Origin of the sequence: Pseudomonas sihuiensis, from assembly GCF_900106015.1 — a bacterium.
Classification (GTDB): Bacteria; Pseudomonadota; Gammaproteobacteria; order Pseudomonadales; family Pseudomonadaceae; genus Aquipseudomonas; species Aquipseudomonas sihuiensis.
On sequence record NZ_LT629797.1, the window covers coordinates 3,256,534 to 3,277,173 of the forward strand.

At 63.7% G+C, this 20,640-nt stretch carries 22 protein-coding genes; 10 read left to right on the forward strand and 12 right to left on the reverse strand.

The annotated features are described in order from the left end of the window. Positions 1 to 29: 29 nt before the first annotated feature. The 3 genes from BLT86_RS15390 to trxA are packed head-to-tail and all read left to right on the forward strand — an operon-like array spanning position 30 to position 2,054. Complete coding sequence (locus tag BLT86_RS15390) at positions 30 to 470, forward strand: hypothetical protein (protein ID WP_092377918.1); 441 nt, start codon at positions 30 to 32, stop codon at positions 468 to 470. Further along, a complete protein-coding gene (locus tag BLT86_RS15395; RefSeq protein ID WP_092377924.1) occupies positions 467 to 1,126 on the forward strand; it encodes a class I SAM-dependent methyltransferase in 660 nt (219 codons plus the stop codon). The genes BLT86_RS15390 and BLT86_RS15395 overlap by 4 nt, the downstream gene beginning before the upstream one ends. A gap of 55 nt (positions 1,127 to 1,181) precedes the next feature. Then, positions 1,182 to 2,054: a thioredoxin gene (trxA, locus tag BLT86_RS15400; RefSeq protein WP_075749971.1), complete on the forward strand. Its 873-nt coding sequence runs from the start codon at positions 1,182 to 1,184 to the stop codon at positions 2,052 to 2,054. 259 nt (positions 2,055 to 2,313) lie between these two features. Here the strand turns inward: trxA and BLT86_RS15405 are convergent, their stop codons facing one another. Beyond that, positions 2,314 to 2,655 carry a hypothetical protein gene (locus BLT86_RS15405; RefSeq protein WP_092377927.1) on the reverse strand — a complete coding sequence of 114 codons (342 nt, stop codon included), beginning with the start codon at positions 2,653 to 2,655 and terminating at the stop codon, positions 2,314 to 2,316. Between the two features lie 113 nt (positions 2,656 to 2,768). Here BLT86_RS15405 and BLT86_RS15410 point away from each other — a divergent pair, with 113 nt between their 5' ends. From BLT86_RS15410 to BLT86_RS15430, 5 genes are all read left to right on the forward strand, one after another. Beyond that, positions 2,769 to 3,353 (forward strand): DUF2796 domain-containing protein, encoded by a 585-nt coding sequence (locus BLT86_RS15410; protein ID WP_092377930.1) that lies wholly within the window; start codon positions 2,769 to 2,771, stop codon positions 3,351 to 3,353. A gap of 219 nt (positions 3,354 to 3,572) precedes the next feature. Next, positions 3,573 to 4,280 carry an ABC transporter ATP-binding protein gene (locus tag BLT86_RS15415; RefSeq protein WP_092377934.1) on the forward strand — a complete coding sequence of 236 codons (708 nt, stop codon included), beginning with the start codon at positions 3,573 to 3,575 and terminating at the stop codon, positions 4,278 to 4,280. 1 nt (position 4,281) lies between these two features. Next, positions 4,282 to 5,688, forward strand: a complete 1,407-nt coding sequence (locus tag BLT86_RS15420; protein WP_092377936.1) for an ABC transporter permease — start codon at positions 4,282 to 4,284, stop codon at positions 5,686 to 5,688. A gap of 58 nt (positions 5,689 to 5,746) precedes the next feature. Then, positions 5,747 to 6,268: a DUF3299 domain-containing protein gene (locus tag BLT86_RS15425; protein WP_092377941.1), complete on the forward strand. Its 522-nt coding sequence runs from the start codon at positions 5,747 to 5,749 to the stop codon at positions 6,266 to 6,268. A gap of 201 nt (positions 6,269 to 6,469) precedes the next feature. Further along, a complete protein-coding gene (locus BLT86_RS15430; RefSeq protein ID WP_045107762.1) occupies positions 6,470 to 7,423 on the forward strand; it encodes an IS1595-like element ISAchd1 family transposase in 954 nt (317 codons plus the stop codon). Positions 7,424 to 7,499: 76 nt separating this feature from the next. Here the strand turns inward: BLT86_RS15430 and BLT86_RS15435 are convergent, their stop codons facing one another. Genes BLT86_RS15435 through BLT86_RS15460 form a run of 6 tightly spaced genes read right to left on the reverse strand, consistent with a single transcriptional unit; the run spans position 7,500 to position 12,365 of the window. Further along, positions 7,500 to 8,597, reverse strand: a complete 1,098-nt coding sequence (locus BLT86_RS15435) for a tetratricopeptide repeat protein (protein WP_092377944.1) — start codon at positions 8,595 to 8,597, stop codon at positions 7,500 to 7,502. A gap of 2 nt (positions 8,598 to 8,599) precedes the next feature. Further along, the gene (locus tag BLT86_RS15440; RefSeq protein WP_003463245.1) at positions 8,600 to 9,283 is read right to left on the reverse strand and encodes a TonB family protein; all 684 of its coding nucleotides are present in this window, start codon (positions 9,281 to 9,283) and stop codon (positions 8,600 to 8,602) included. Continuing rightward, positions 9,283 to 9,693: an ExbD/TolR family protein gene (locus BLT86_RS15445; protein WP_003463247.1), complete on the reverse strand. Its 411-nt coding sequence runs from the start codon at positions 9,691 to 9,693 to the stop codon at positions 9,283 to 9,285. The genes BLT86_RS15440 and BLT86_RS15445 overlap by 1 nt, the downstream gene beginning before the upstream one ends. A gap of 11 nt (positions 9,694 to 9,704) precedes the next feature. Continuing rightward, the gene (locus tag BLT86_RS15450; RefSeq protein WP_092377947.1) at positions 9,705 to 10,253 is read right to left on the reverse strand and encodes a MotA/TolQ/ExbB proton channel family protein; all 549 of its coding nucleotides are present in this window, start codon (positions 10,251 to 10,253) and stop codon (positions 9,705 to 9,707) included. Further along, positions 10,246 to 11,595 (reverse strand): MotA/TolQ/ExbB proton channel family protein, encoded by a 1,350-nt coding sequence (locus BLT86_RS15455; protein ID WP_092377949.1) that lies wholly within the window; start codon positions 11,593 to 11,595, stop codon positions 10,246 to 10,248. Before BLT86_RS15455 ends, BLT86_RS15450 begins: the two co-directional genes overlap by 8 nt. Continuing rightward, positions 11,592 to 12,365 carry a DUF3450 domain-containing protein gene (locus BLT86_RS15460; protein ID WP_092377952.1) on the reverse strand — a complete coding sequence of 258 codons (774 nt, stop codon included), beginning with the start codon at positions 12,363 to 12,365 and terminating at the stop codon, positions 11,592 to 11,594. The genes BLT86_RS15455 and BLT86_RS15460 overlap by 4 nt, the downstream gene beginning before the upstream one ends. A 193-nt stretch (positions 12,366 to 12,558) precedes the next feature. On the opposite strand from BLT86_RS15460, the gene BLT86_RS15465 reads away from it, so the two are divergent. After that, the gene (locus BLT86_RS15465; RefSeq protein WP_017675601.1) at positions 12,559 to 13,251 is read left to right on the forward strand and encodes an OmpW/AlkL family protein; all 693 of its coding nucleotides are present in this window, start codon (positions 12,559 to 12,561) and stop codon (positions 13,249 to 13,251) included. 55 nt (positions 13,252 to 13,306) lie between these two features. Here BLT86_RS15465 and BLT86_RS15470 read toward each other — a convergent pair whose 3' ends face one another. From BLT86_RS15470 to BLT86_RS15485, 4 genes are read right to left on the reverse strand one after another with little or no spacing between them, the layout of a single operon-like run. Continuing rightward, positions 13,307 to 14,230, reverse strand: coding sequence for an NAD-dependent epimerase/dehydratase family protein (locus BLT86_RS15470; protein WP_059392673.1), 924 nt, complete (start codon positions 14,228 to 14,230; stop codon positions 13,307 to 13,309). Beyond that, positions 14,223 to 15,107 carry a sugar nucleotide-binding protein gene (locus tag BLT86_RS15475; protein ID WP_026088452.1) on the reverse strand — a complete coding sequence of 295 codons (885 nt, stop codon included), beginning with the start codon at positions 15,105 to 15,107 and terminating at the stop codon, positions 14,223 to 14,225. The genes BLT86_RS15470 and BLT86_RS15475 overlap by 8 nt, the downstream gene beginning before the upstream one ends. Positions 15,108 to 15,126: 19 nt before the next feature. Then, entirely contained in the window at positions 15,127 to 15,618 is a 492-nt protein-coding gene (locus tag BLT86_RS15480) for a single-stranded DNA-binding protein (protein WP_003463262.1), read from the reverse strand. Positions 15,619 to 15,627: 9 nt separating this feature from the next. Further along, positions 15,628 to 17,022: an MFS transporter gene (locus tag BLT86_RS15485; protein ID WP_017675604.1), complete on the reverse strand. Its 1,395-nt coding sequence runs from the start codon at positions 17,020 to 17,022 to the stop codon at positions 15,628 to 15,630. Between the two features lie 191 nt (positions 17,023 to 17,213). On the opposite strand from BLT86_RS15485, the gene uvrA reads away from it, so the two are divergent. After that, positions 17,214 to 20,048: an excinuclease ABC subunit UvrA gene (gene uvrA / locus BLT86_RS15490; RefSeq protein WP_055987449.1), complete on the forward strand. Its 2,835-nt coding sequence runs from the start codon at positions 17,214 to 17,216 to the stop codon at positions 20,046 to 20,048. A gap of 46 nt (positions 20,049 to 20,094) precedes the next feature. Here uvrA and bfr read toward each other — a convergent pair whose 3' ends face one another. Beyond that, positions 20,095 to 20,559: a bacterioferritin gene (gene bfr, locus BLT86_RS15495; protein WP_017675606.1), complete on the reverse strand. Its 465-nt coding sequence runs from the start codon at positions 20,557 to 20,559 to the stop codon at positions 20,095 to 20,097. Positions 20,560 to 20,640 lie beyond the last annotated feature (81 nt).

Genomic DNA, 20,640 nt, shown 5'->3' on the forward strand with positions numbered 1-20,640 from the left:
GGCAAGCACCTCCAAGAGCAGTACATGCCATGAACCGATACCTGCCCCTTCTGCCACTGGCCCTGAGCAGCCTGCTTGTCGCCTGCGCCGGCGAGCCAACCACCACCGTGCCGCCCCCCATGCCGGCACCTGCACCGGCAGAACCCAACACTGCGCCGATCCAGGGCCCTGGCCTGCGTGGCGAGTTGCTTGGCGTCGCGGCAGGCGCCGATGTCGACCTGGCACTGTTGGGCGTGGATATGCGCGGCAGGCCGCGCGCGCTGCTCGGCCAGGTTCATCTGCGTGGCAACGGCGAAGCGCTGCCGTTTCGTCTGCCGCTGAACATGCAGCAGGTGCCGCAGGATCTGCGCCTGGAACTGCGTGGCCGGGTCAGTCACTCCGGGCGCCTGGTGCAACGCTTGCCGGCACGCACCATCGTCGAGCTGCGCGATCAGGACCTTGGCGCCCTGCAACTGGTGCCGGCGCCATGAGGCCACCCGAAGCGCTGCAGCAGGCACTGAGCGAACTGCTCGGCGATGCCCGCCTGGTGGCCGAAACGCTGCCGGGTACCGATATCGCCCTGTGGCTGATCGACGCCAGCAATATGGATCGCGCGTTCAACCCCGAGGAAACCCGGCGCATCCTCGAAGAGCCGCCCTACTGGTGCTTCTGCTGGGCCAGCGGCCTGGTGCTCGCCGGCTGGCTGGCCGAACGCCCCGAGTGGGTACGCGGCAAACGCGTGCTGGATTTCGGCGCAGGCTCCGGCGTGGCTGCCATCGCCGCAGCCAAGGCGGGTGCCGCCGACGTGGTGGCCTGCGACCTCGACCCCGTGGCGCTGGCCGCCAGCCGCGCCAATGCCGAGCTCAACGGCGTGACGCTGAACTACTCGGAAGATTTCTTCGCCGAAGCCGACCGCTACGACCTGATTCTGGTCGCCGACGTGCTTTACGATCGCGCCAACCTGCCGCTGCTCGATCATTTTCTCAGCCGCGGCCGTCAGGCGCTGGTGGCCGATTCGCGGGTCAAGGATTTCCAACATCCGCTCTACCAGCGCCTGGCGTTGCTGGATGGCTGCACCTGGCCGGACCTGGCCGAGCCGGCGGAATTCCGCGAAGTCAGCCTGTATCACGCCGCGCGCCCCTTGTAACCGCGCCACGCTGCCCGCATTAATAGGCCATTGCCCTGCTTTTTCGAGACCGACCATGAGCGACTCCCCCTACATCTTCGACATCTCCGGCGCCGCCAGCTTCGAGCAACTGGTGATCGAGAACTCCTTCCACAAACCGGTACTGGTGGACTTCTGGGCCGAGTGGTGCGCGCCGTGCAAGGCGCTGATGCCGATGCTGGCGAAGATCACCGAGGAATACGCCGGTGAATTGCTGCTGGCCAAGGTCAACTGCGATATCGAGCAGGACATCGTCATGCGTTTCGGCATTCGCAGCCTGCCGACCGTGGTGCTGTTCAAGAACGGTCAGCCGGTGGACGGCTTCGCCGGCGCCCAGCCGGAAGCGGCGATCCGCGAGATGCTCAAACCCCATGTCGCCGAACCGGCTCCTGCCGCTGCCGACCCGATGGAGACCGCCCAGGCGCTGTTCGCCGAAGGACGTTTTGCCGACACCGAAGCGCTACTCAAGCAGGTGCTGACGGAAGACAACGAGAACGCGGCCGCGCTGATTCTCTACGCACGCTGCCTGGCAGAACGCGGCGAGCTGGGCGAGGCGGAAACCGTGCTCAACGCGGTCAAGGGTGATGAGCACAAGCAGGCGCTGGCCGGCGCCAAGGCACAGCTGACTTTCCTGCGCCAGGCCGTCGACCTGCCGGACGCTGCCACGCTGAAAAGCCGCCTGGCACAGAATGCCGAGGACGACGAAGCGCTGTATCAACTGGCCGTGCAACAACTGGCGCGCCAGCAGTACGAAGCGGCGCTGGACGGCCTGCTCAAGCTGTTCGTGCGCAATCGCAGCTACAGTGACGGCTTGCCACACAAGACCCTGCTGCAAGTGTTCGATCTGCTCGGCGGCGACCACCCGCTGGTCACCACATACCGCCGCAAGCTGTATCAGGCGATCTACTGATCCCAGCGTTGGATCGCGCTAGCCGTAGGGCGGATCGGAACGCCGGCCGCTCGTAGCGAAGCGAACAGTCCGCCGGGCCGTGCCAAGTTCTGCACCGCAACTCACGTCCAACACTCCCCTCAACGGCGTACTGCTTCCGAGCGGCCGGCGCCCCGGTACGCCCTACGACCCTCGCCTTGTGGTGCGCACCAGCGATGGCGGCGCTAGCGCCTCGTTGCGCGCTGCATGGCAGCGCGCGACACCCTAACAGCCTGAGCGACTACTCCTGCCAGTGATAGATCGGCGCATCCGCGCCGGTTTCCATGCGGATCTGCGAGCAGTGGCGCAGGCGCACCAGCAAGCGCTTACCTGCAGCTTCGCCACCAGCCAGCGCAGCCAGCTGCGCCATCAGCCGTGGCCCTTCGACCTGCCCCGCCTCACGCACCAGCTGCAATGCGGTCTGCCATAACGCATCACCTGCATCCGCCATGGGAGTCGGTGCCACCACATTGGCAACCGGCGTAACCGCCACGTGCTGCGCCAGTTGCGCCCAGTCCTCGGCATCCAGCTCCAGCGTCAGATCCACCGGCCAGTCGCCAATGCGCCCACGTATTCGCACCATGTTCAGCCTCCAGTCAGGAATTCACATGCTCCCACGGCAGCGCCAGGCTGGCCAGTTCGCCACGAAAGTTGTTATAACGTAACAATCAAATCGCACCTACGCTGGAGATAACCATGCGCCACCTGCTGCTCGCCCTGCCCTTCGCCCTGTTGCCCCTGGTCGCTGCCCAGGCTCATGAGCACGGCCATGATCACGGCCACGAACATTCCCACGACAGCCTGGGAGCCCACGAGCATGGTGTCGCCAGCCTCAATGCCGCGCTGGACGGCAACCTGCTGGAGCTGCAATTCGAAAGCCCGGCGATGAACCTGGTCGGCTTCGAACATGCAGCCAAAAGCGATGCCGACAAGGCCAAGATCGCGGCCGCCAAGCGCGAGCTGGAGCGCCCCATCAGCCTGTTCGCCCTGACCAGCGGCGACTGCCAGGCCACCCAGGTCGAACTGCAAAGCCCCCTGTTCGCTGGCAAAGCGCACGACCACATGCATGACCATCACGATCACAAGCACGAAGGCGAACACAGCGACATTCATGCGCACTACCGCTTCGAATGCGCCAAGGCCAACGAATTGAAACAACTGGATCTGGCCGAGCTGTTCAAACGTTTCCCTGCCACCGAGAAGATTCAGGTACAACTGATCGGCCCGAACGGCCAACAGGGCGTGGAACTGACTCCAGCCCAGCCACGTCTGTCTTTCTGATGCCGTAGGGTGGATCGGGGCGCGTAGCTGACGCTCTTTTCATCCACCCCATCGGTTTTGTGGGAGGACCAGGTGGCGACTCGCTTTAGCCGCGAAAAAGCTCGCCGCTAAAGCGCCTCCTACAAACCTGCTCCGCAGGTGTGAATGCCATCCGCGAGCTCGGCTCAGACAATCAGGCCACCACGCCCGGCTTTTCATGAACGACGATTCGAAGAAACCATGACCCAACCTCTGATCGAACTCGCCGATCTCGGCTTCGCCTGGCCTGGCCAGGCGCAGTTGCTGGATATTCCCCATTTCACCCTGGCGCGCGGCGAAACCCTGTTTCTCAAGGGCCCCAGCGGCAGCGGCAAGACCACCCTGCTCGGCCTGCTCGGTGGCGTACAAAGGGCGCAAAGCGGCCATATCCGCCTGCTTGGCCAGGACCTGGGCCAGCTTTCGGCCGGTGCCCGTGATCGCTTCCGTGTCAATCACACCGGCTACATCTTCCAGCAGTTCAACCTGCTGCCGTTTCTCTCAGTGCGCGAGAACGTCGAACTGCCCTGCCGCTTCTCGCGCCTGCGTGCCGAACGCGCGCGCCAGCGCCACGGCAGCATCGATGCAGCCGCCGCTGCGCTGCTCGATCACCTGGGGCTACGCGCCGAGCTGCTTGGCCGGCGCGCCGATGAACTGTCCATCGGCCAGCAACAGCGGGTCGCCGCCGCCCGCGCGCTGATCGGCCAGCCGGAGCTGGTGATCGCCGACGAACCCACTTCCGCACTGGACTTCGACGCCCGCGAAGCCTTCCTGCAACTATTGTTCGCCGAATGCCGCGCCGCCGGCGCCAGCCTGCTGTTCGTCAGCCACGACCAGAGTCTGGCCCCGCTGTTCGACCGCAACCTTTCACTGGCCGAACTCAACCGCGCCACGCGCCCTCAGGAGGCCTGAGATGCATCTGATCCGCATCGCCCTGGCCAGCCTGGCCAACCGCCGTTTCACCGCCTTGCTCACGGTATTCGCCATCGCCCTTTCGGTCTGCCTGCTGCTGGCCGTGGAGCGTGTACGTACCGAAGCCCGCGCCAGCTTCGCCAACACCATCAGCGGCACCGACCTGATCGTCGGCGCCCGCTCCGGCAGCGTGAACCTGCTGCTCTACTCGGTGTTCCGCATCGGCAACGCCACCAACAACATCCGCTGGGACAGTTTCGAGCACTTCGCCAACCACCGTCAGGTGAAGTGGGCCATCCCCATTTCCCTCGGTGACTCGCACCGCGGCTATCGAGTCATGGGCACCAGCACCGCCTATTTCGAGCACTACCGCTACGCCCGCAGCCAGGCGCTGAAGCTGGCCAAGGGTCGTGAGTTTGCCGACGACCCGTTCGAGGTAGTACTCGGCGCGGAAGTGGCCCAGGCGCTGGGCTACGGTCTCGGCGAGAACATCGTCCTGGCACACGGCGTCGCCACCATCAGCCTGGTCAAGCACGACGACAAGCCGTTCACCGTGGTCGGCATCCTCGAACGCACCGGCACACCGGTCGACCGCACGCTGCACATTTCCCTGGCTGGCATGGAGGCGCTGCACATCGACTGGCAAAACGGCATGCCGGCACGCGGCGCGGCGCAGATCAGCGCGGATCAGGTGCGAGAGTGGGCAAGCGCCTGTTCACAAGCGTCGCGAGCGCAGACGGGGCAAGGCGAAAGCGGGCGAGGAAGCGCAGTTGAGTCGAGTCTCAATGAGCATTCCGAGCCTGCTTTCAACGCAGCAGCGTCAAGCGCAGTAGCTTGTGGACAGGCGCTGCAGCCCAAGCAGATCACCGCCTTCATGTTGGGCCTCAACAGCAAGATCGCCACCTTCAGCCTGCAACGCGAGATCAACGAGTTTCGTGGCGAGCCGCTGCTGGCGATCCTGCCGGGGGTTGCCCTGCAGGAGCTGTGGAGCCTGATGGGCACGGCCGAGCAGGCGCTGTTCGTGGTCTCGCTGTTCGTCGTGCTGACCGGCCTGATCGGCATGCTCACGGCGATTCTCACCAGCCTCAACGAGCGCCGCCGGGAGATGGCCATCCTGCGTTCGGTGGGCGCCCGTCCCTGGCATATCGCCAGTCTGCTGGTGCTGGAAGCCTTCGCCCTGGCATTGGCCGGCGTGGCGTTAGGTGTCGCGCTGCTCTATCTGGGCATCGCCGGCAGCCAGGGCTTCGTCCAGGCCAATTACGGCTTGTACCTGGCACTCAGTGCCCCGTCGAGCTACGAGTGGAAACTGCTGGGCAGCATTATCGCCGCTGCCGTGGTGATGGGCAGCGTGCCGGCCTGGCGGGCCTATCGGCAGTCCTTGGCCGATGGGCTGTCGATCAGGCTTTGAGGCAAAGTTGCAGGCGCCTGTCGTACACTGCGCAGGCGCTCTTACCAAGAGGTTTCTCATGTCCCGCCCCGTGCTCGCCACCCTGCTGCTGACCCTGGCCCTGCCACTGGCTGCTGCGGATGTGCGCGAACTCAATTGGTCAGACCTGATCCCGCCGGATGCACCGCCACAGGTGGTCGACCCAACGCCGATTCACGACCTCTCGCAACTGGCTGACGCCTTGTCAGAAGCCGGCCCGGCCGCCATGCAACAATCGCCCGCCGCTCCGGTGGTCAGGGAGCTCAATGGCCAGCAGGTGAAACTGCCCGGCTATATCGTGCCGCTGGACGTGACCGACGAAGGCCGCGTGGTGGAGTTTTTGCTGGTGCCCTACTTCGGCGCCTGCATTCACGTACCACCGCCGCCCTCGAACCAGATCGTCCACGTCACCAGCGAGCTGGGCGTGCTGCTCGATGCGCTGTACCAACCGTTCTGGGTGGAAGGCCCACTGAAAACCGAACATGTCAGCAGTGAGCTGGCCGAGGTTGGTTATCAGATGGAAGCGGACAAGATCTACGCCTACGAACTGCCGGATAGCTGACCCTGCCGGGCATTCGTAGGTGTGACTGTAGGAGCGGCTTCAGCCGCGAAAAGATTCGCGGATAACTCGGAACACCGCCCACGCGCCTACAACAAAAAAAGCCAGACCCTGGAGTCTGGCTTTTTACTTGGGCTCTGTCTGAGTTATCTGTTGCAGTGGTCTAAACTGAATCGTGATCTTTCCCAGCATGAGGGATCTATCATGAAAGCGGTTCAGTTTTCGCGGTGGATGGCACAGCTTTCCAGCCTCAACCCAGAGCAACGCGACCAGTTGAGATCCAAGCTCTTGCCAGCTGCCAGGCACTCGCAGGACGCAATCAAGGCCCCAAGCCATTGCCCGCATTGTCAATCGCGGGAACTGCGCCCCTGGGGTTCCAGTGGTGACTTGCCGCGATACCGCTGTAAGGTTTGCGGCAAAACCAGCAATGCCCTGACGGGCACCCCAATGGCGCGACTGAGAAAGCGCCATCTCTGGCAAGACTATGCGGACGCACTGACCCAGAGCCTGAGCGTGCGCAAGGCCGCCGTTCATTGTGGCGTCAGCAAAAACACAGCTTTCCTGTGGCGACATAGGTTTCTTTCTCGGATTGCCGATCACCAGGCCCAGCACGCGTCAGGCATTGTTGAAGCAGATGAAACCTTCTTCCTGGAGTCCTTCAAAGGGCAACGCGAACTGCCTCGACCGCCTCGTCGGCGCGGTGGCAGCGCCAAACGACGCGGACTGTCTGCCGAGCAAATTCCTGTGCTGGTGGTAAGAGATCGCAGTGGTCAGCAGGCAGACTTCAAGTTGGAAAAGCTGGATGCACAGCACATAGGGGAGCGGCTACGCCCGCTGATAGACGCGGATGCGATTCTCTGTACTGACAGCGCAAGTGTCTACGCCCATTTCGCCAAGGTTGAAGGCATCACTCACCGACCGATTAACCCGAGCCAGAATCGACGGGTTGATGGTGCTTTCCACATCCAGAACGTGAATGCCTACGACAGCCGACTCAAGAGCTGGATGATTCCTTTTCATGGTGTGGCCACCAAGTACCTAACGAACTATCTGGGCTGGCGCCGCCTGCTTGAGCGCTACAAAACACAGCTCAACCCATTGATTTGCTTGAAAGAGGCGTTGGGGTATAGGGATATGCAACAGTTAACTCAGACATAGCCTTTACTTGGTGCGCGCGGCGCACCTACAGGCGGCGGTCACCCAAGTAGGGTGCGCCGCGCGCACCGAAAACGACTCAACTGCGACTGGCGACCCGGTTCTCCCGCTCGAAGCGCAGCTCGCTTTCCGCCCATTGCCGCCAGGAGCGCACCTTGGCTCGCTCGGCACCACCACGCTCGGCACGCGCCAGTGCATCCAGGCCAGCCTGCCAGCGCGACTGCTCCAGCTCCAGCTGTGCAACATAAAGCCAATGCTTGCCATTGCCGCTGCGCTCAGCCAGAGGACGCAGCACGCGCACCGCAGCGGAACGATCACGCGCCTGCCACCAGAACAGCCCCAAGCGTTCCTGACGCGCGGTGGTATTGGCCAGCAGACCTCTGTCGAGCATGCCGGCAAGCAGCTTGGCGCCCTGCCAGGGCTGATCGGCAGCACCGGCGAGCAGCACTAGGTTGTCCAGCTCCGCTTCGCTGAAACGCAGACCCTTGCTGTGCGCCGCACGCAGGGTCGCCAGCGCCTTGTCATTACTGCCGGCCATCTGCTGCAGGGCAGCCAGCTGACGCCAGCCCTTGGCATCGTTCGGCTGGCGCGCCAGCAACTGGCGCTGCCAGCGCTCGGCCTGGGCATAACGTTTCAGATCGGCATTGGCACCCACCAGAAACTGCAGCCAGATATCGGCGGCCTTGGGATTGGCCTGCACGTAACGCTCGGCCAGGGGCAGCGCCTTGGCCGGCTGGTTCATGCCCTGATAGGCCTGCACCAGCATCTGCAGTACCTCCTCGGAGGCACTGCTCTGATTCGGCGCCAGCAACTCGACGACCTTGGCGTAGCGGCGCTCACCCAGGTTGAGCTTGGCCAGATTGAGGCGCTCGCCAGCCAGCATTTCATCGTCAAGCTTGCCGCTACGCACAGCCTTGTCCAGCCAGTCGATGGCCTGAGCATTGTTGCCGGCCGACCAGGCCACGTAAGCCTTGCTGCGCCAGACCAGAGCCTCCTCAAGACTGCCGCTCTTGGTCTGGACCTCATCCAGCGCGCGCCGCGCGGCGCTGTAATCGCCCTTCTGCTGCGCGCCTTGCGCCGCATTCAAAGCCTTGAACACGGCCGGGTCGATGGTCTGCTGGGCCATGGCGGGCAGGGCTGCGGCACTGAGCATCACGAGCAACAACCAACGGTACATGGTCAGCTCCTTTCCAGACGGAAGTAGAGGGTCTTCACCGCTTCGCGGTCCACCGCCAGGCCACCTTCGGTACGTGGCGCGAAGCGCCAGCGTGCCGCGGCGCGGCGTGCTTCGCGCTCGAAGACGTTACGCGGGTTGGCTTCCAGCACGCGGATGTTCTCCACATTGCCGGAGCGATTGATGGTGAAAGCCAGTTTGACGAAACCTTCGATGCCACGCTGCAGCGCATAACGCGGGTATTCCGGGCGCACGTCGTTGAGCGGCATGACTTCGCTCTCCATCCCGCCCATCTGCCCACCGGACTCGGCGGCCTGGCTCGGCGGTGCCGGCGCTGGAGCCCCCGGTGCAAGACCGGACAAGCTCGGCGCAGGCGCGCTGTTGACGGCGATACCACTGGCCAGGCTTGGCAGTTGGATGTCCAGCGCCGGCAGGTTGGCATTTGGCGTAGCCGTTTGCGGTGTCGGCGGCGTGGGTGGCTGCGGCGTTTGCGGCTGAGGTGGCTGCGGTGCCTGCTGACGGGTGCGGCTGGCGGTCTCGCTGGAGTTACCGTCCATGCGCACGAAGTTGGCCACGCTGACCGGGTCCTGACTTACCTTGGCGCTCGGCGGCGCGACCATGTACAGCATCAGGGCGAACAGCCCCAGGGCCATCAGGCAGGCACCGAGAAAAGACAGCGGCAGACGCATCAATTGACTCCGCTGCCGGCGGCCAGGGCGACATCCTGCACGCCAGCCAGGCGCGCCTGATCCATCACCTGGACGACCAGGCCGGTACGCGCATCCTGATCGGCCTGCACCACCACGGCGCCATCCGGCTGATCGACGCGCATGCGCTCGACATGCGCCCGCACGCTGCGGATGTCCACCGGCTGCTTGTCCATCCAGATCTGCCCGTCGGCGGTGACGGCAATGAGGATGTTGCCCTTGTCCTGCGGGCTGGCGGTTTCCGCCTGCGGACGCTGCACCTCGACGCCGGACTCACGAATGAAGGAGCTGGTGACGATGAAGAAAATCAGCATGATGAAGACCACGTCGAGCATCGGTGTGAGGTCGATGCCGGTATCTTCGTCCTGCTGGTGGTGACGACGCATTCTCATGTTGGGCGATCTCAGTCGTGACGCAGCTGGTCGGCCAGCCGCTCGATGGCCTGGCTGGCTTCGCGTTCGAGGCGCGCCAGGCTGAACAATCCAGGAATGGCCAGAACCATGCCGGCCATGGTCGGCAGGGTCGCCTGCCACACGCCTGCGGCCATGCCGCGTGGGTTACCGGTGCCATTGAGGGCGAGCACATCGAACACGGCGATCATGCCAAGCACGGTGCCGAGCAGGCCGAGCAGCGGATACAGCGCCACCAGGGTCTTGCCCAGGCGCAGCGGCGCCGCCAGTTGCTGACGCGCCTGCGCCAGCCAGGCCAGGCGAACGGCGCGCTGCCAGTTGCCGTTGTCATCGGCGAGCACCTGCTGCCAGGCCTCGCGGCGCTCCTGCACCCAGCGCGGGAAAATCCTGCGCATGTACCAGAAACGCTCGAACACCAGGGTCCAGAACACCACGCAGAGCACCGCCAGCGCCCACATCACCAAGCCGCCAGCGCTCATGAAGTCGAGCAGTGCATGAGCACTGTCGACTGCACGCAGCCAGAAGGCGAACAGGTCAGTCACGGCGCGGCGCTCCCGACAGGTGCAGGGCAATCAGACCAGCGCTCTGTTGCTCCAGAACCTGGATCAGGCCCTTGCTGCGGCTGGCCAGCAGGCTGTGCAGGAACAGCAGCGGAATGGCTACCACCAGGCCCAGCACGGTGGTTACCAACGCCTGGGAGATACCGTCGGCCATCAGGCGCGAGTCGCCGCCACCGCTCTGGGTGATGGCCTGGAAGGTCACGATCATGCCGGTCACGGTGCCCAGCAGGCCGAGCAGCGGTGCAACGGCTGCCAGCAGCTTGAGCAGGCCCTGGCCTTTCTCCAGCGGCGGCGTTTCCTGCAGGATCGCTTCGTCGAGCTTCAGCTCCAACGTCTCCAGGTCGGCCAGTTGTGGCTTGGCGCCCAGTACGCCAATCACGCGGCCCAGCGGGTTGTCATTACGCGGCGCACTGAGGTCGTGCATCTGCGCCTTGACGCCGCTACCAACGCGAGCCAGGTAGACCATGCGCCACACAGCGAGAAGCAGGCCGAAAGCACCCAGCACGACGATCACCCAACCGACCAGACCGCCCTGTTGCAGCCGATCCCACAGGGTCGGCTGCTGCTGCAGCTGCGCCAGCAGGCTGCCACGGCTCGGATCGATGGGCAGCGTGGCGAGCGCATCGGTGCTGCTCAGGTAGTCCTTGACCTGGCCCAGGCCGGACGGCTGACGCGGCGGCGCCACCAGTTGCCCGGCATCGGCGTCGTAACGCAGGAAGGCATCCTCGCCATACACGGCGAAGGCACCGACTCGCAGCACCTGCTGCTCCTGACGCGAACCATCGGCATTCACCACCGGCAGTTGCAGGCGCTCGATACGACCGCTAGCGGCCAGGTCTTCAAGCAGCAGCATCCAGTAGCCGTCGAGGTCTTCGGCGGACGGCAGCGAGCGGCTTTCAGCCAACGCCTTGAGGCGCTTCAGACGCTCCGGATACTGGGCGTTGAGCAGACTGTCCTGCCATTGACCAGCGACATCATCCGCGCTCTGGCGCACCACGCCAAACAGCTCACCGAGGTGACCAACGCGCTGTGCCAGCAGTTTTTCCTGCTCGGCCAGTTCGGCCTCCTGCCGGTCGAACTCGGCCTTGAGGCGCTCGCTTTCGGCTTTCTGAGTATTCAGCGCGGAACGTGCGGCAGCCAGCAACTGCGCCTGCTCACTACGCTTGGCGAGAAACGCCTGCTCGCGCTCCTGCATGGCGCTGACTTCGGCAGCGCGCTCGCTACGGATGCGCTGCAGCAGTTGATCGGGGTTGAGGGTTTCGGCCACGGCGGCCAGTGCCGGCAACAGGCTGAGCGCCAATACGGCTACAACACGACGACTCATTGTGCGGCCTCCTCGGCCAGGGTCTTGATCGGCAGGGACAGCACGGCAGGCGCCTGTTGCTGACGGGCGATGGCGATAGCCTGGGTCAGCGGACGACGCGCGCTGCCGTCGAGCACTTCCCAGGCCTTGGTCTGCGGGTTCCACCAGCCACTCTCATGAGCATCGAGGGTCTGGTAATAGAGCATGCTGCGACCAAGGCGCAGGAACTCGACGCTGCGCGAACCACCGTCGCCCTGGGTCAGCTCACCACGCCAGGCTTCAAGCGTGCGGCCATAGTCACTCTCGATCTGATAGGCCTCGAGGATGCGGCGATATTTGTCGGCCAGGCTGACATCGGCGCGTGGCAGCAGATCCTGCAGCTGAGCCAGACGGTCTTCACGTTCCTCGGGCAGGAACGGCAGGTCGGCGGCGATGAACTCACCCAGCACCTCAACCATCTTGACCATCTGCGGGCTTACCGCCTCCTGGGTGCGTTCGATGCCATCGAGCTGCTTCTGATAACTGGCCAGCTCCTGACGCTGGGCTTCGACCAGGTCACGAAGTTGACTGTTATAACCTTTCAAAGCCTCAGCCTGCTGCAAGGCATTTCGGTACTCATTGAGCATCTCACGGCTGGCGTCATCCAGCTGTTCGACACGGCCCTGGGAGGCTTTCGCCTCGGCGGCCAGGCGCTGGCTTTCGTCGAGCGCAGCATCCAGCGGCGCGGCGAGCAGCGAGCCGCTGCTCAACATCAGTGCCACAACCAGGGAACGGTGGGGGAAGCGATTCATGCGCAGAGGGTCCTCGACAGACGGGCTTGCTTCAAAAAGAGAAACATTATCATCTACAGACGCATTCGAAGCAATGGACAAAACACCGCAGCAGAGCCCGTCGATCTATTGAGCCAGGTCAAAAATTGAATTGTTGCTTGGCTTAGCATTGATTTCAGCCAAGACACACAACCGACTCGAACTGGAGCTCGCTATGTACAAGTCACTGTTCACTGCCTCGCTGCTGGCCCTCGCCATCGCTGCCCCTGTTGCCCAGGCCCACCAGGCCGGCGACATCCTCATCCGCGCCGGCGCCATCACCGTCAACCCGGAGGCCGATTCCTCCAGCGTCAAGGTTGATCGCGGCGGCCTCGCCGGCACCGACCTGGGCGGCAAAGCAACCATGAGCAGTGACACCCAGCTGGGCCTGAACTTCGCCTACATGCTCACCGACAATCTGGGCATCGAATTGCTGGCGGCAACGCCGTTCGAGCACGACGTGAAGATCAAGGGCACCGTCCTCGATGCAGCCAATGGCAAGCTGGGCAGCCTCAAGCACCTGCCGCCGACCCTGAGCCTGGTGTATTACCCGCTGGACGCCAAGTCAGCCTTCCAGCCCTATGTCGGCGCCGGCATCAACTACACCTGGATTTTCGACGAGCACGTCGGTAGCGCCGCCAGCGCCAACGGCTTCGACAATTTCCGTGCGAAGAACTCCTGGGGCCTGGCCTGGCAGGTTGGCGCCGACTACATGCTGACCGATAGCCTGATGCTCAACGCCCAGGTGCGCTACATCGACATCGACACCACCGCCTATGTCGACAACACCGCCCTCGGTGTGCGGGCCAAGGTTGACGTGGACGTAGACCCCTTCATCTACATGGTCGGCCTGGGTTACAAGTTCTGATAACCCTCGCAGAAACGAAAAAGCCGGCGTATGCCGGCTTTTTCATGAGCTCGATTCACACACCGAGCAGCTGGCGCAAGCCTTCACGCAGCGGCGTCTGCTCTGGCATGTGGTAATGAGCCTGCAAGCGCGCATTGTCAGCACGCGAATGGCGAATATCGCCAGCACGGGCCGGCAAGTGCGTCACCGGCGGCAGGCCGCCGCACAGCACGCCGATCTCAGCCAGCAATTGGTTGAGACTTACCGCCTGGCTCCAACCCACATTGAGCGGATCACTCACCACCTGCTCGCTGAGCAAGCCCTGCATCAACAGCGCGACCAGATCACCGACATAGAAGAAATCACGGGTCTGCTCACCATCACCGAAGACGCTGATCGGCAGCCCCTGCTGCGCACGTTGGGTGAAGATACTGATCACCCCGGAGTACGGCGAGGATGGATCCTGGCGCGGCCCGAAGATATTGAAGAAACGAAACACCGCCGGTTCCAGGCCATGCTGACGGCGGTAGAAATCCAGGTAGTGTTCGCCGGCCAGCTTGTCGGACGCGTAAGGCGTCAGCGGCGCCTTGGCGGTGGCTTCATCGATTGCCACGCCCTCGCCGTTATTGCCATAGATGGCCGCACTGGAGGCATAGACCACGCGTCGCACGCCATGCTGACGCATAGCCTCGCAGACATTCAGGGTACCGATGAAATTGCTCTGGTGCGTGGACACCGGATCATCCACCGAGGCCTGCACCGACGCCACCGCAGCCAGATGCGCTACCCCTGCACAACCTGCCACCGCCTGCGCGACCACCTCGGCATCGGCGACATCGCCCTCGATGAAGCGCAAACGCGGGTTGTCCAGCGGCAGATTGCTGCGCTTGCCCATGGACAGATTGTCCAGCACGCGCACCCCGTGACCAGCGGCCAGCAAGGCGTCAACCAGGTTTGAACCGATAAAGCCTGCACCACCCGTAACGAGAAACTCAGCCATGGCGATAGTAACGATCCAGTAAGCTCGGCAGGCCGGAGCGCCAGGCGCGCGGCTTGATGCCGAAGGTGTGAAGAATCTTCTTGCAGGCCAGCACGGCATGCTGCGGCTCATCGGCTGCATCCGGACGGGCGGCGTGCGCCTGCGGCGCAACATCCTCGACCAGATTGCTGCGATAGTGACGCGCCTCGCTCAGCACTGCCTGGCCCAGGCTCAGCGACGTACTCGCTTCATGGCCGCCGTAATGATAGGTGCCCCACAAGGGCGACTCGCAATCGAGCTGCTTGAGCACAGCCAGAATCACCCGCGCAGCATCGTCCACCGGGGTGGGGTTGCCACGCCGGTCATCGGCGAGGTAGAGCGCATCGTCGCGCTCGGCGCGCAGCAGAAAGCGCCCCAGCAACCCTTCACGGCTGTCATCGAGCAACCAGCCAAAGCGCAGCAGCACATGACGCGGACAGATGGCCCGCACGCTCTGCTCCAGACGCCACAGCGCCTGGCCACGCAGCCCGAGGGGCACCGGCTCTTCCTTTTCGCTGTATGCGGTGACACGCGAACCATCGAAGACTCGATAGCTGGACGGCTGCAGCAAGACGATGGAATGGTGCTGGCACAGCTCAGCCAGACGCTCCACCGCGCGTTCCTGCGTCTGCAGGCGCGAATCGGCCACCGACTCGGCCTGGAACCAGTCGAAGTAGTAAGCCAGGTTGATCAATGCATCCGGGCGGGTCTCGTCGAGCAACTCGGTGAGGCTCGCCGCATCCCAGCCATTTTCCGGCGGGCGTGGCGCGAGGAAGCCGATATCTTCCTCGGCGCCAAGACGGATCAGCGCTTGCCCCAGGGCACTACCACCGCCCAGCAGCATCAGGCGCATTCGCATAGGCTAGAGCCCGCTCAGATCAGAACGGGATGTCGTCATCGAAGCTGTCGTAGTCAGGCGCTGGCTGGGCCTGCTGCGGAGCAGGACGCTCCTGACGCGGGGCCTGTTGCGGCTCGCGCTGCGGAGCCGGACGCGATTGACGCGGAGCGCCGCCTTCATCACCGCTCGGACGACCGCCCAGCAGCTGCATGGTGCCCTGCATATCGACGATGATCTCGGTGGTGTAGCGCTTGATGCCGTCCTTTTCCCACTCGCGGGTCTGCAGCTTGCCTTCGATGTACACCTGCGAACCCTTGCGCAGGTACTCGCCGGCGATCTCGGCGACCTTGCCGAACAGGGCGACACGGTGCCACTCGGTCTTCTCGACCTTCTGCCCGGTCTGCTTGTCGGTCCACTGCTCGCTGGTGGCCAGGCTCAGGTTGGTGACCGCGTTGCCGCTGGGCAGGTAGCGTGTTTCCGGGTCCTGGCCGCAGGTGCCGACCAGAATGACTTTGTTAACCCCACGGGCCATAACGTTCTCCTAGACTCGGCACGCCGCTGGTGCCGATATGATCAGGCTTTCCAGCGTCGTGCGATCCACTTGTTGGGTATCGACTTTGATATAGATGGCCGCTTCGTCGACCACCACCACGGCGTCCGCCACTCCCGGCGTTGCCTTGAGGCGTTCGACCAGTCCGACATCGGCCAGTGCCGCGGCATCGAGCGGCAGGCGCAAACTGGTCACGTACGGCGGTTCGCGCATAGTAACAGCAATAGCCAGCCAAATTGCACAGAGCACGGCGCAGCCGATGAACACACCGCCCAGGCCTACGTGCTGGTAAAGCCAGCCACCGAGAATGCCGCCCAGGGCTGCGCCGAGGAACTGGCTGGTGGAATAGACGCCCATCGCAGTGCCCTTGCCACCTGCCGGCGCCACCTTGCTGACCAGCGACGGCAGCGAGGCTTCGAGCAGGTTGAAGGCGGTGAAGAACACCACGATACCCAGTACCAGCGCCCGCAGGCTGCTGCCGAAGAAAGCGAAGTAGAGCTCGCAAGCCAGCAACACGCTGACGGCACCGAGCAGCACGCGCTTCATCTGGCGTTTTTTCTCGCCATAGATGATGAACGGCACCATGCCGAAGAAGCCGATCAGCAGCGCGGTGAGGTAAACCCACCAGTGCTCTTCCTTGACCAAGCCGCCCTGCTCCACCAGCGCCAGCGGCAAGGCGACGAAACTGGCCATGAGCACCGCATGCAGGGCCAGGATGGCGAAGTCCAGACGCAGCAGGTCGGCGTGCTTGAGGGTCGGCCACAGCGCCTGTGCCGCCACGCCGGATTCGCGATGCTGCAGTGGGCCGGCGTCTTTCGGCACGATGCCGGCGACGATCAGGATGCCGAGCAACGCCATCGCCGCCGTCGCCCAGAACAGCCCGGACAGGCCGAAGGCGCGAGTCAGCAGCGGGCCGACCACCATGGCCACGGCGAACGACAGACCGATGCTCATGCCAATCATGGCCATGGCCTTGGTGCGGTGCTGCTCGCGAGTCAGATCCGACAACAACGCCATCACCGCCGCCGAGATCGCTCCAGCCCCCTGCAGCACACGCCCGGCGATCACGCCCCAGATCGAATCGGCGTTGGCCGCCAGCACGCTGCCTGCAGCAAAAATCAGCAAGCCAGCGTAGATCACCGGGCGTCGGCCGATACGGTCACTGAGCATGCCGAAGGGAATTTGCAGCACAGCCTGGGTCAAACCATAGGCACCGATGGCCAGGCCGATCAGCGCGGGGGTACTGCCCGCCAGATCCATGCCGTAGGTGGCCAACACCGGCAGCACCATGAACATACCCAGCATACGAAACGCGAACACCATAGCCAGGCCGCCGGCCGCGCGGGTCTCGCTACTACTCATGCGCTCGCTGTGCGGATCGTGCATCGAATGAACCCTGAGGAAATCAGCCGGCGATTCTAGCAGCCGCCGTCGTTTCGGCACAGGCGCACACTTTGCCGCAGGGTAGCGCCTGGCCCTATACTCGACCGTTTTCCGCCCGCCCAGCGAGGCCCGTTGCAAGCCGCCTGAATTTGAAGCGGCAGTGGCAACGCAGACAGCATTCAGAGGTTCCCTAAGTGGACAAAATCCTGATCCGTGGGGCTCGCACCCACAATCTGAAGAACATCGACCTGACTCTGCCGCGCGACAAGCTGATCGTGATCACCGGCCTGTCCGGCTCCGGCAAGTCCTCTCTGGCCTTCGATACCCTTTACGCGGAAGGCCAGCGCCGTTACGTCGAGTCGCTGTCGGCTTACGCCCGGCAGTTCCTGTCGATGATGGAAAAGCCCGATGTCGACACCATCGAAGGCCTGTCACCAGCGATTTCCATCGAGCAGAAATCTACCTCGCACAACCCACGCTCGACCGTCGGCACCATCACCGAAATCTACGACTACCTGCGCCTGCTGTATGCCCGCGCCGGCATTCCGCGCTGCCCGGACCATGACGTGCCGCTCGAGGCGCAAACCGTCAGCCAGATGGTCGACCAGGTGCTGGCCCTACCGGAAGGCCGCAAGCTGATGCTACTGGCACCGGTGGTCCGCGAGCGCAAGGGCGAACATCTGTCGGTGTTCGAGGAGCTGCGCGCCCAGGGTTTCGTCCGTGCACGGGTCAATGGCAAGCTGTTCGAGCTGGACGAGCTGCCCAAGCTGGACAAGCAGAAGAAGCACTCCATCGACGTGGTGGTTGACCGTTTCAAGGTCCGTGAAGATCTGCAGCAGCGTCTGGCCGAGTCTTTCGAGACCGCCCTCGGCCTGGCCGACGGCATCGCCCTGATCGCTCCCATGGATGATGAGCCGGGCGAAGAGATCATCTTCTCCGCGCGCTTCGCCTGCCCGCACTGCGGCCACTCGATCAGCGAGCTGGAACCCAAGCTGTTCTCCTTCAACAACCCGGCCGGCGCCTGCCCGACCTGCGACGGCCTGGGCGTGAAGCAGTTCTTCGACGTCAAACGCCTGGTCAATGGCGAACTGACCCTGGCCGAAGGCGCCATACGCGGCTGGGACAGACGCAACGTCTACTACTTCCAGATGCTCGGTTCGCTGGCCGCGCACTATGGCTTCAGCCTCGAAGAGCCCTTCGACGACCTGGCCGCCGAACACCAGAAAGTCATCCTGTTCGGCAGCGGTACGCAGAGCGTCGACTTCAAGTACCTCAACGACCGTGGCGACATCGTCAAACGCTCGCACCCCTTCGAGGGCATCATTCCCAACCTCGAGCGCCGCTACCGTGAGACCGAGTCGGCCAGCGTGCGCGAGGAGTTGGCCAAGTTCCTCAGCACCCAGCCCTGCCCCGATTGCCGGGGCACGCGCCTGCGCCGCGAAGCGCGGCATGTCTGGGTCGGCGAAAAGACCCTACCGGCGGTGACCGGCTTGCCGGTCGGCGACGCCTGCGATTACGTGGCCAACCTGCACCTGACCGGCCGCCGCGGCGAGATCGCCGAGAAGATCCTCAAGGAAATCCGCGAACGCTTGCAGTTCCTGGTCAACGTCGGCCTCGACTACCTGACCCTGGATCGCAGCGCCGACACCCTGTCCGGCGGCGAAGCGCAGCGCATCCGCCTGGCCAGCCAGATCGGCGCCGGCCTGGTGGGCGTGATGTACATCCTCGATGAGCCCTCCATCGGCCTGCACCAGCGCGACAACGAGCGCCTGCTGGGCACCCTCAACCACCTGCGCAACCTGGGCAATACGGTGATCGTGGTCGAGCACGACGAAGACGCCATCCGCATGGCCGATTACGTGGTCGATATCGGCCCGGGCGCCGGCGTGCATGGCGGCCGCATCGTCGCCGAAGGCACGCCGGACGAGGTGATGAATCACCCCGACTCGCTGACCGGCAAATACCTGTCCGGCCGTGAGAAGATCCGCTATCCGGCGCAGCGCACCCCGCGTGACAAGAAGAAACTGCTCAAGCTCAAGGGCGCACGGGGCAACAACCTGCGCAATGTCGATCTGGAGATTCCGGTAGGTCTGCTCACCTGCGTCACCGGCGTGTCCGGCTCGGGCAAGTCGACGCTGATCAACAACACCCTGTTCCCGCTCACTGCTACGGCACTGAACGGTGCGACCACCCTGGAAGCGGCGCCGCACGACTCCTTCGACGGCCTGCAGCACCTGGACAAGGTGGTCGACATAGACCAGAGCCCGATCGGCCGCACGCCGCGCTCCAACCCGGCTACCTACACAGGTCTGTTCACACCGATCCGCGAACTCTTCGCCGGTGTGCCGGAATCGCGCTCGCGCGGTTATGGCCCGGGCCGCTTCAGCTTCAACGTCAAAGGCGGGCGCTGCGAGGCGTGCCAGGGCGACGGCGTGATCAAGGTGGAAATGCACTTTCTGCCGGACATCTACGTGCCGTGCGACGTGTGCAAGGGCAAGCGCTACAACCGCGAAACTCTGGAAGTGAAGTACAAGGGCAAGAGCATCACTGAAGTGCTGGACATGACCATCGAGGAAGCTCGCGCCTTCTTCGACGCCGTACCGGCCATCGCCCGCAAGCTGCAGACACTGATGGACGTCGGTCTGTCCTACATCAAGCTGGGCCAGAGCGCGACCACCCTGTCTGGCGGCGAGGCGCAGCGGGTCAAGCTGAGTCGCGAACTGAGCAAGCGCGATACCGGCAAGACCCTGTATATCCTCGACGAACCGACCACCGGCCTGCACTTCGCCGATATCCAGCAACTGCTCGATGTGCTGCACCGCCTGCGCGACCACGGCAATACCGTGGTAGTGATCGAGCACAACCTGGACGTGATCAAGACCGCCGACTGGCTGGTGGATCTCGGCCCCGAGGGCGGCTCCAACGGCGGCATGATCATCGCCACCGGCACACCGGAGGACGTGGCCGACAACCCGGCATCACACACCGGACACTTCCTCAAACCGTTGCTGGAACGCGACCGCGCCTGAAACGAAAGAGCCCCGCAGATGCGGGGCTCTTTTTTGGCAGGCCAGCTTACATCTGACTTTGTAGGTACTTCTCCAGCCCCAGCTTGTCAATCAGCTGCAACTGAATCTCCAGCCAGTAGGCGTGGTCTTCCTCGGTGTCCTTGAGCTGGACCAGAAGGATGTCGCGGGTTTGGTAATCCTGGTGCTTCTCGCACAGCTCGATGCCCTTGCTCAGGGCCGCGCGCACTTCGTACTCCAGGGCCAGATCCAGCTTCAGTGCCTCGGGTACGGTCTGCCCGAACGTGAAAGCGTTGGGCACCATGTCCGGCACACCCTCGAGGAAGATGATGCGCTTGAGCAACGCATCGGCGTGCTGGGTTTCCTCTTCCATCTCGTGATTGATGCGCTCGTAGAGCTTGCTGAAGCCCCAGTCCTCATACAGCCGCGAATGAATGAAGTACTGGTCGCGCGCAGCCAGCTCGCCCTTGAGCAGGTGCTTGAGATAGTCGATGACTTCGGTATGGCCTTTCATGCCGGCAATCCTTGTTGCATTCGTGAGCAGGGGGCAATGCTCCGCCTGACGCCCGGTTCGGTCAAGCAAAAGCACAACGCC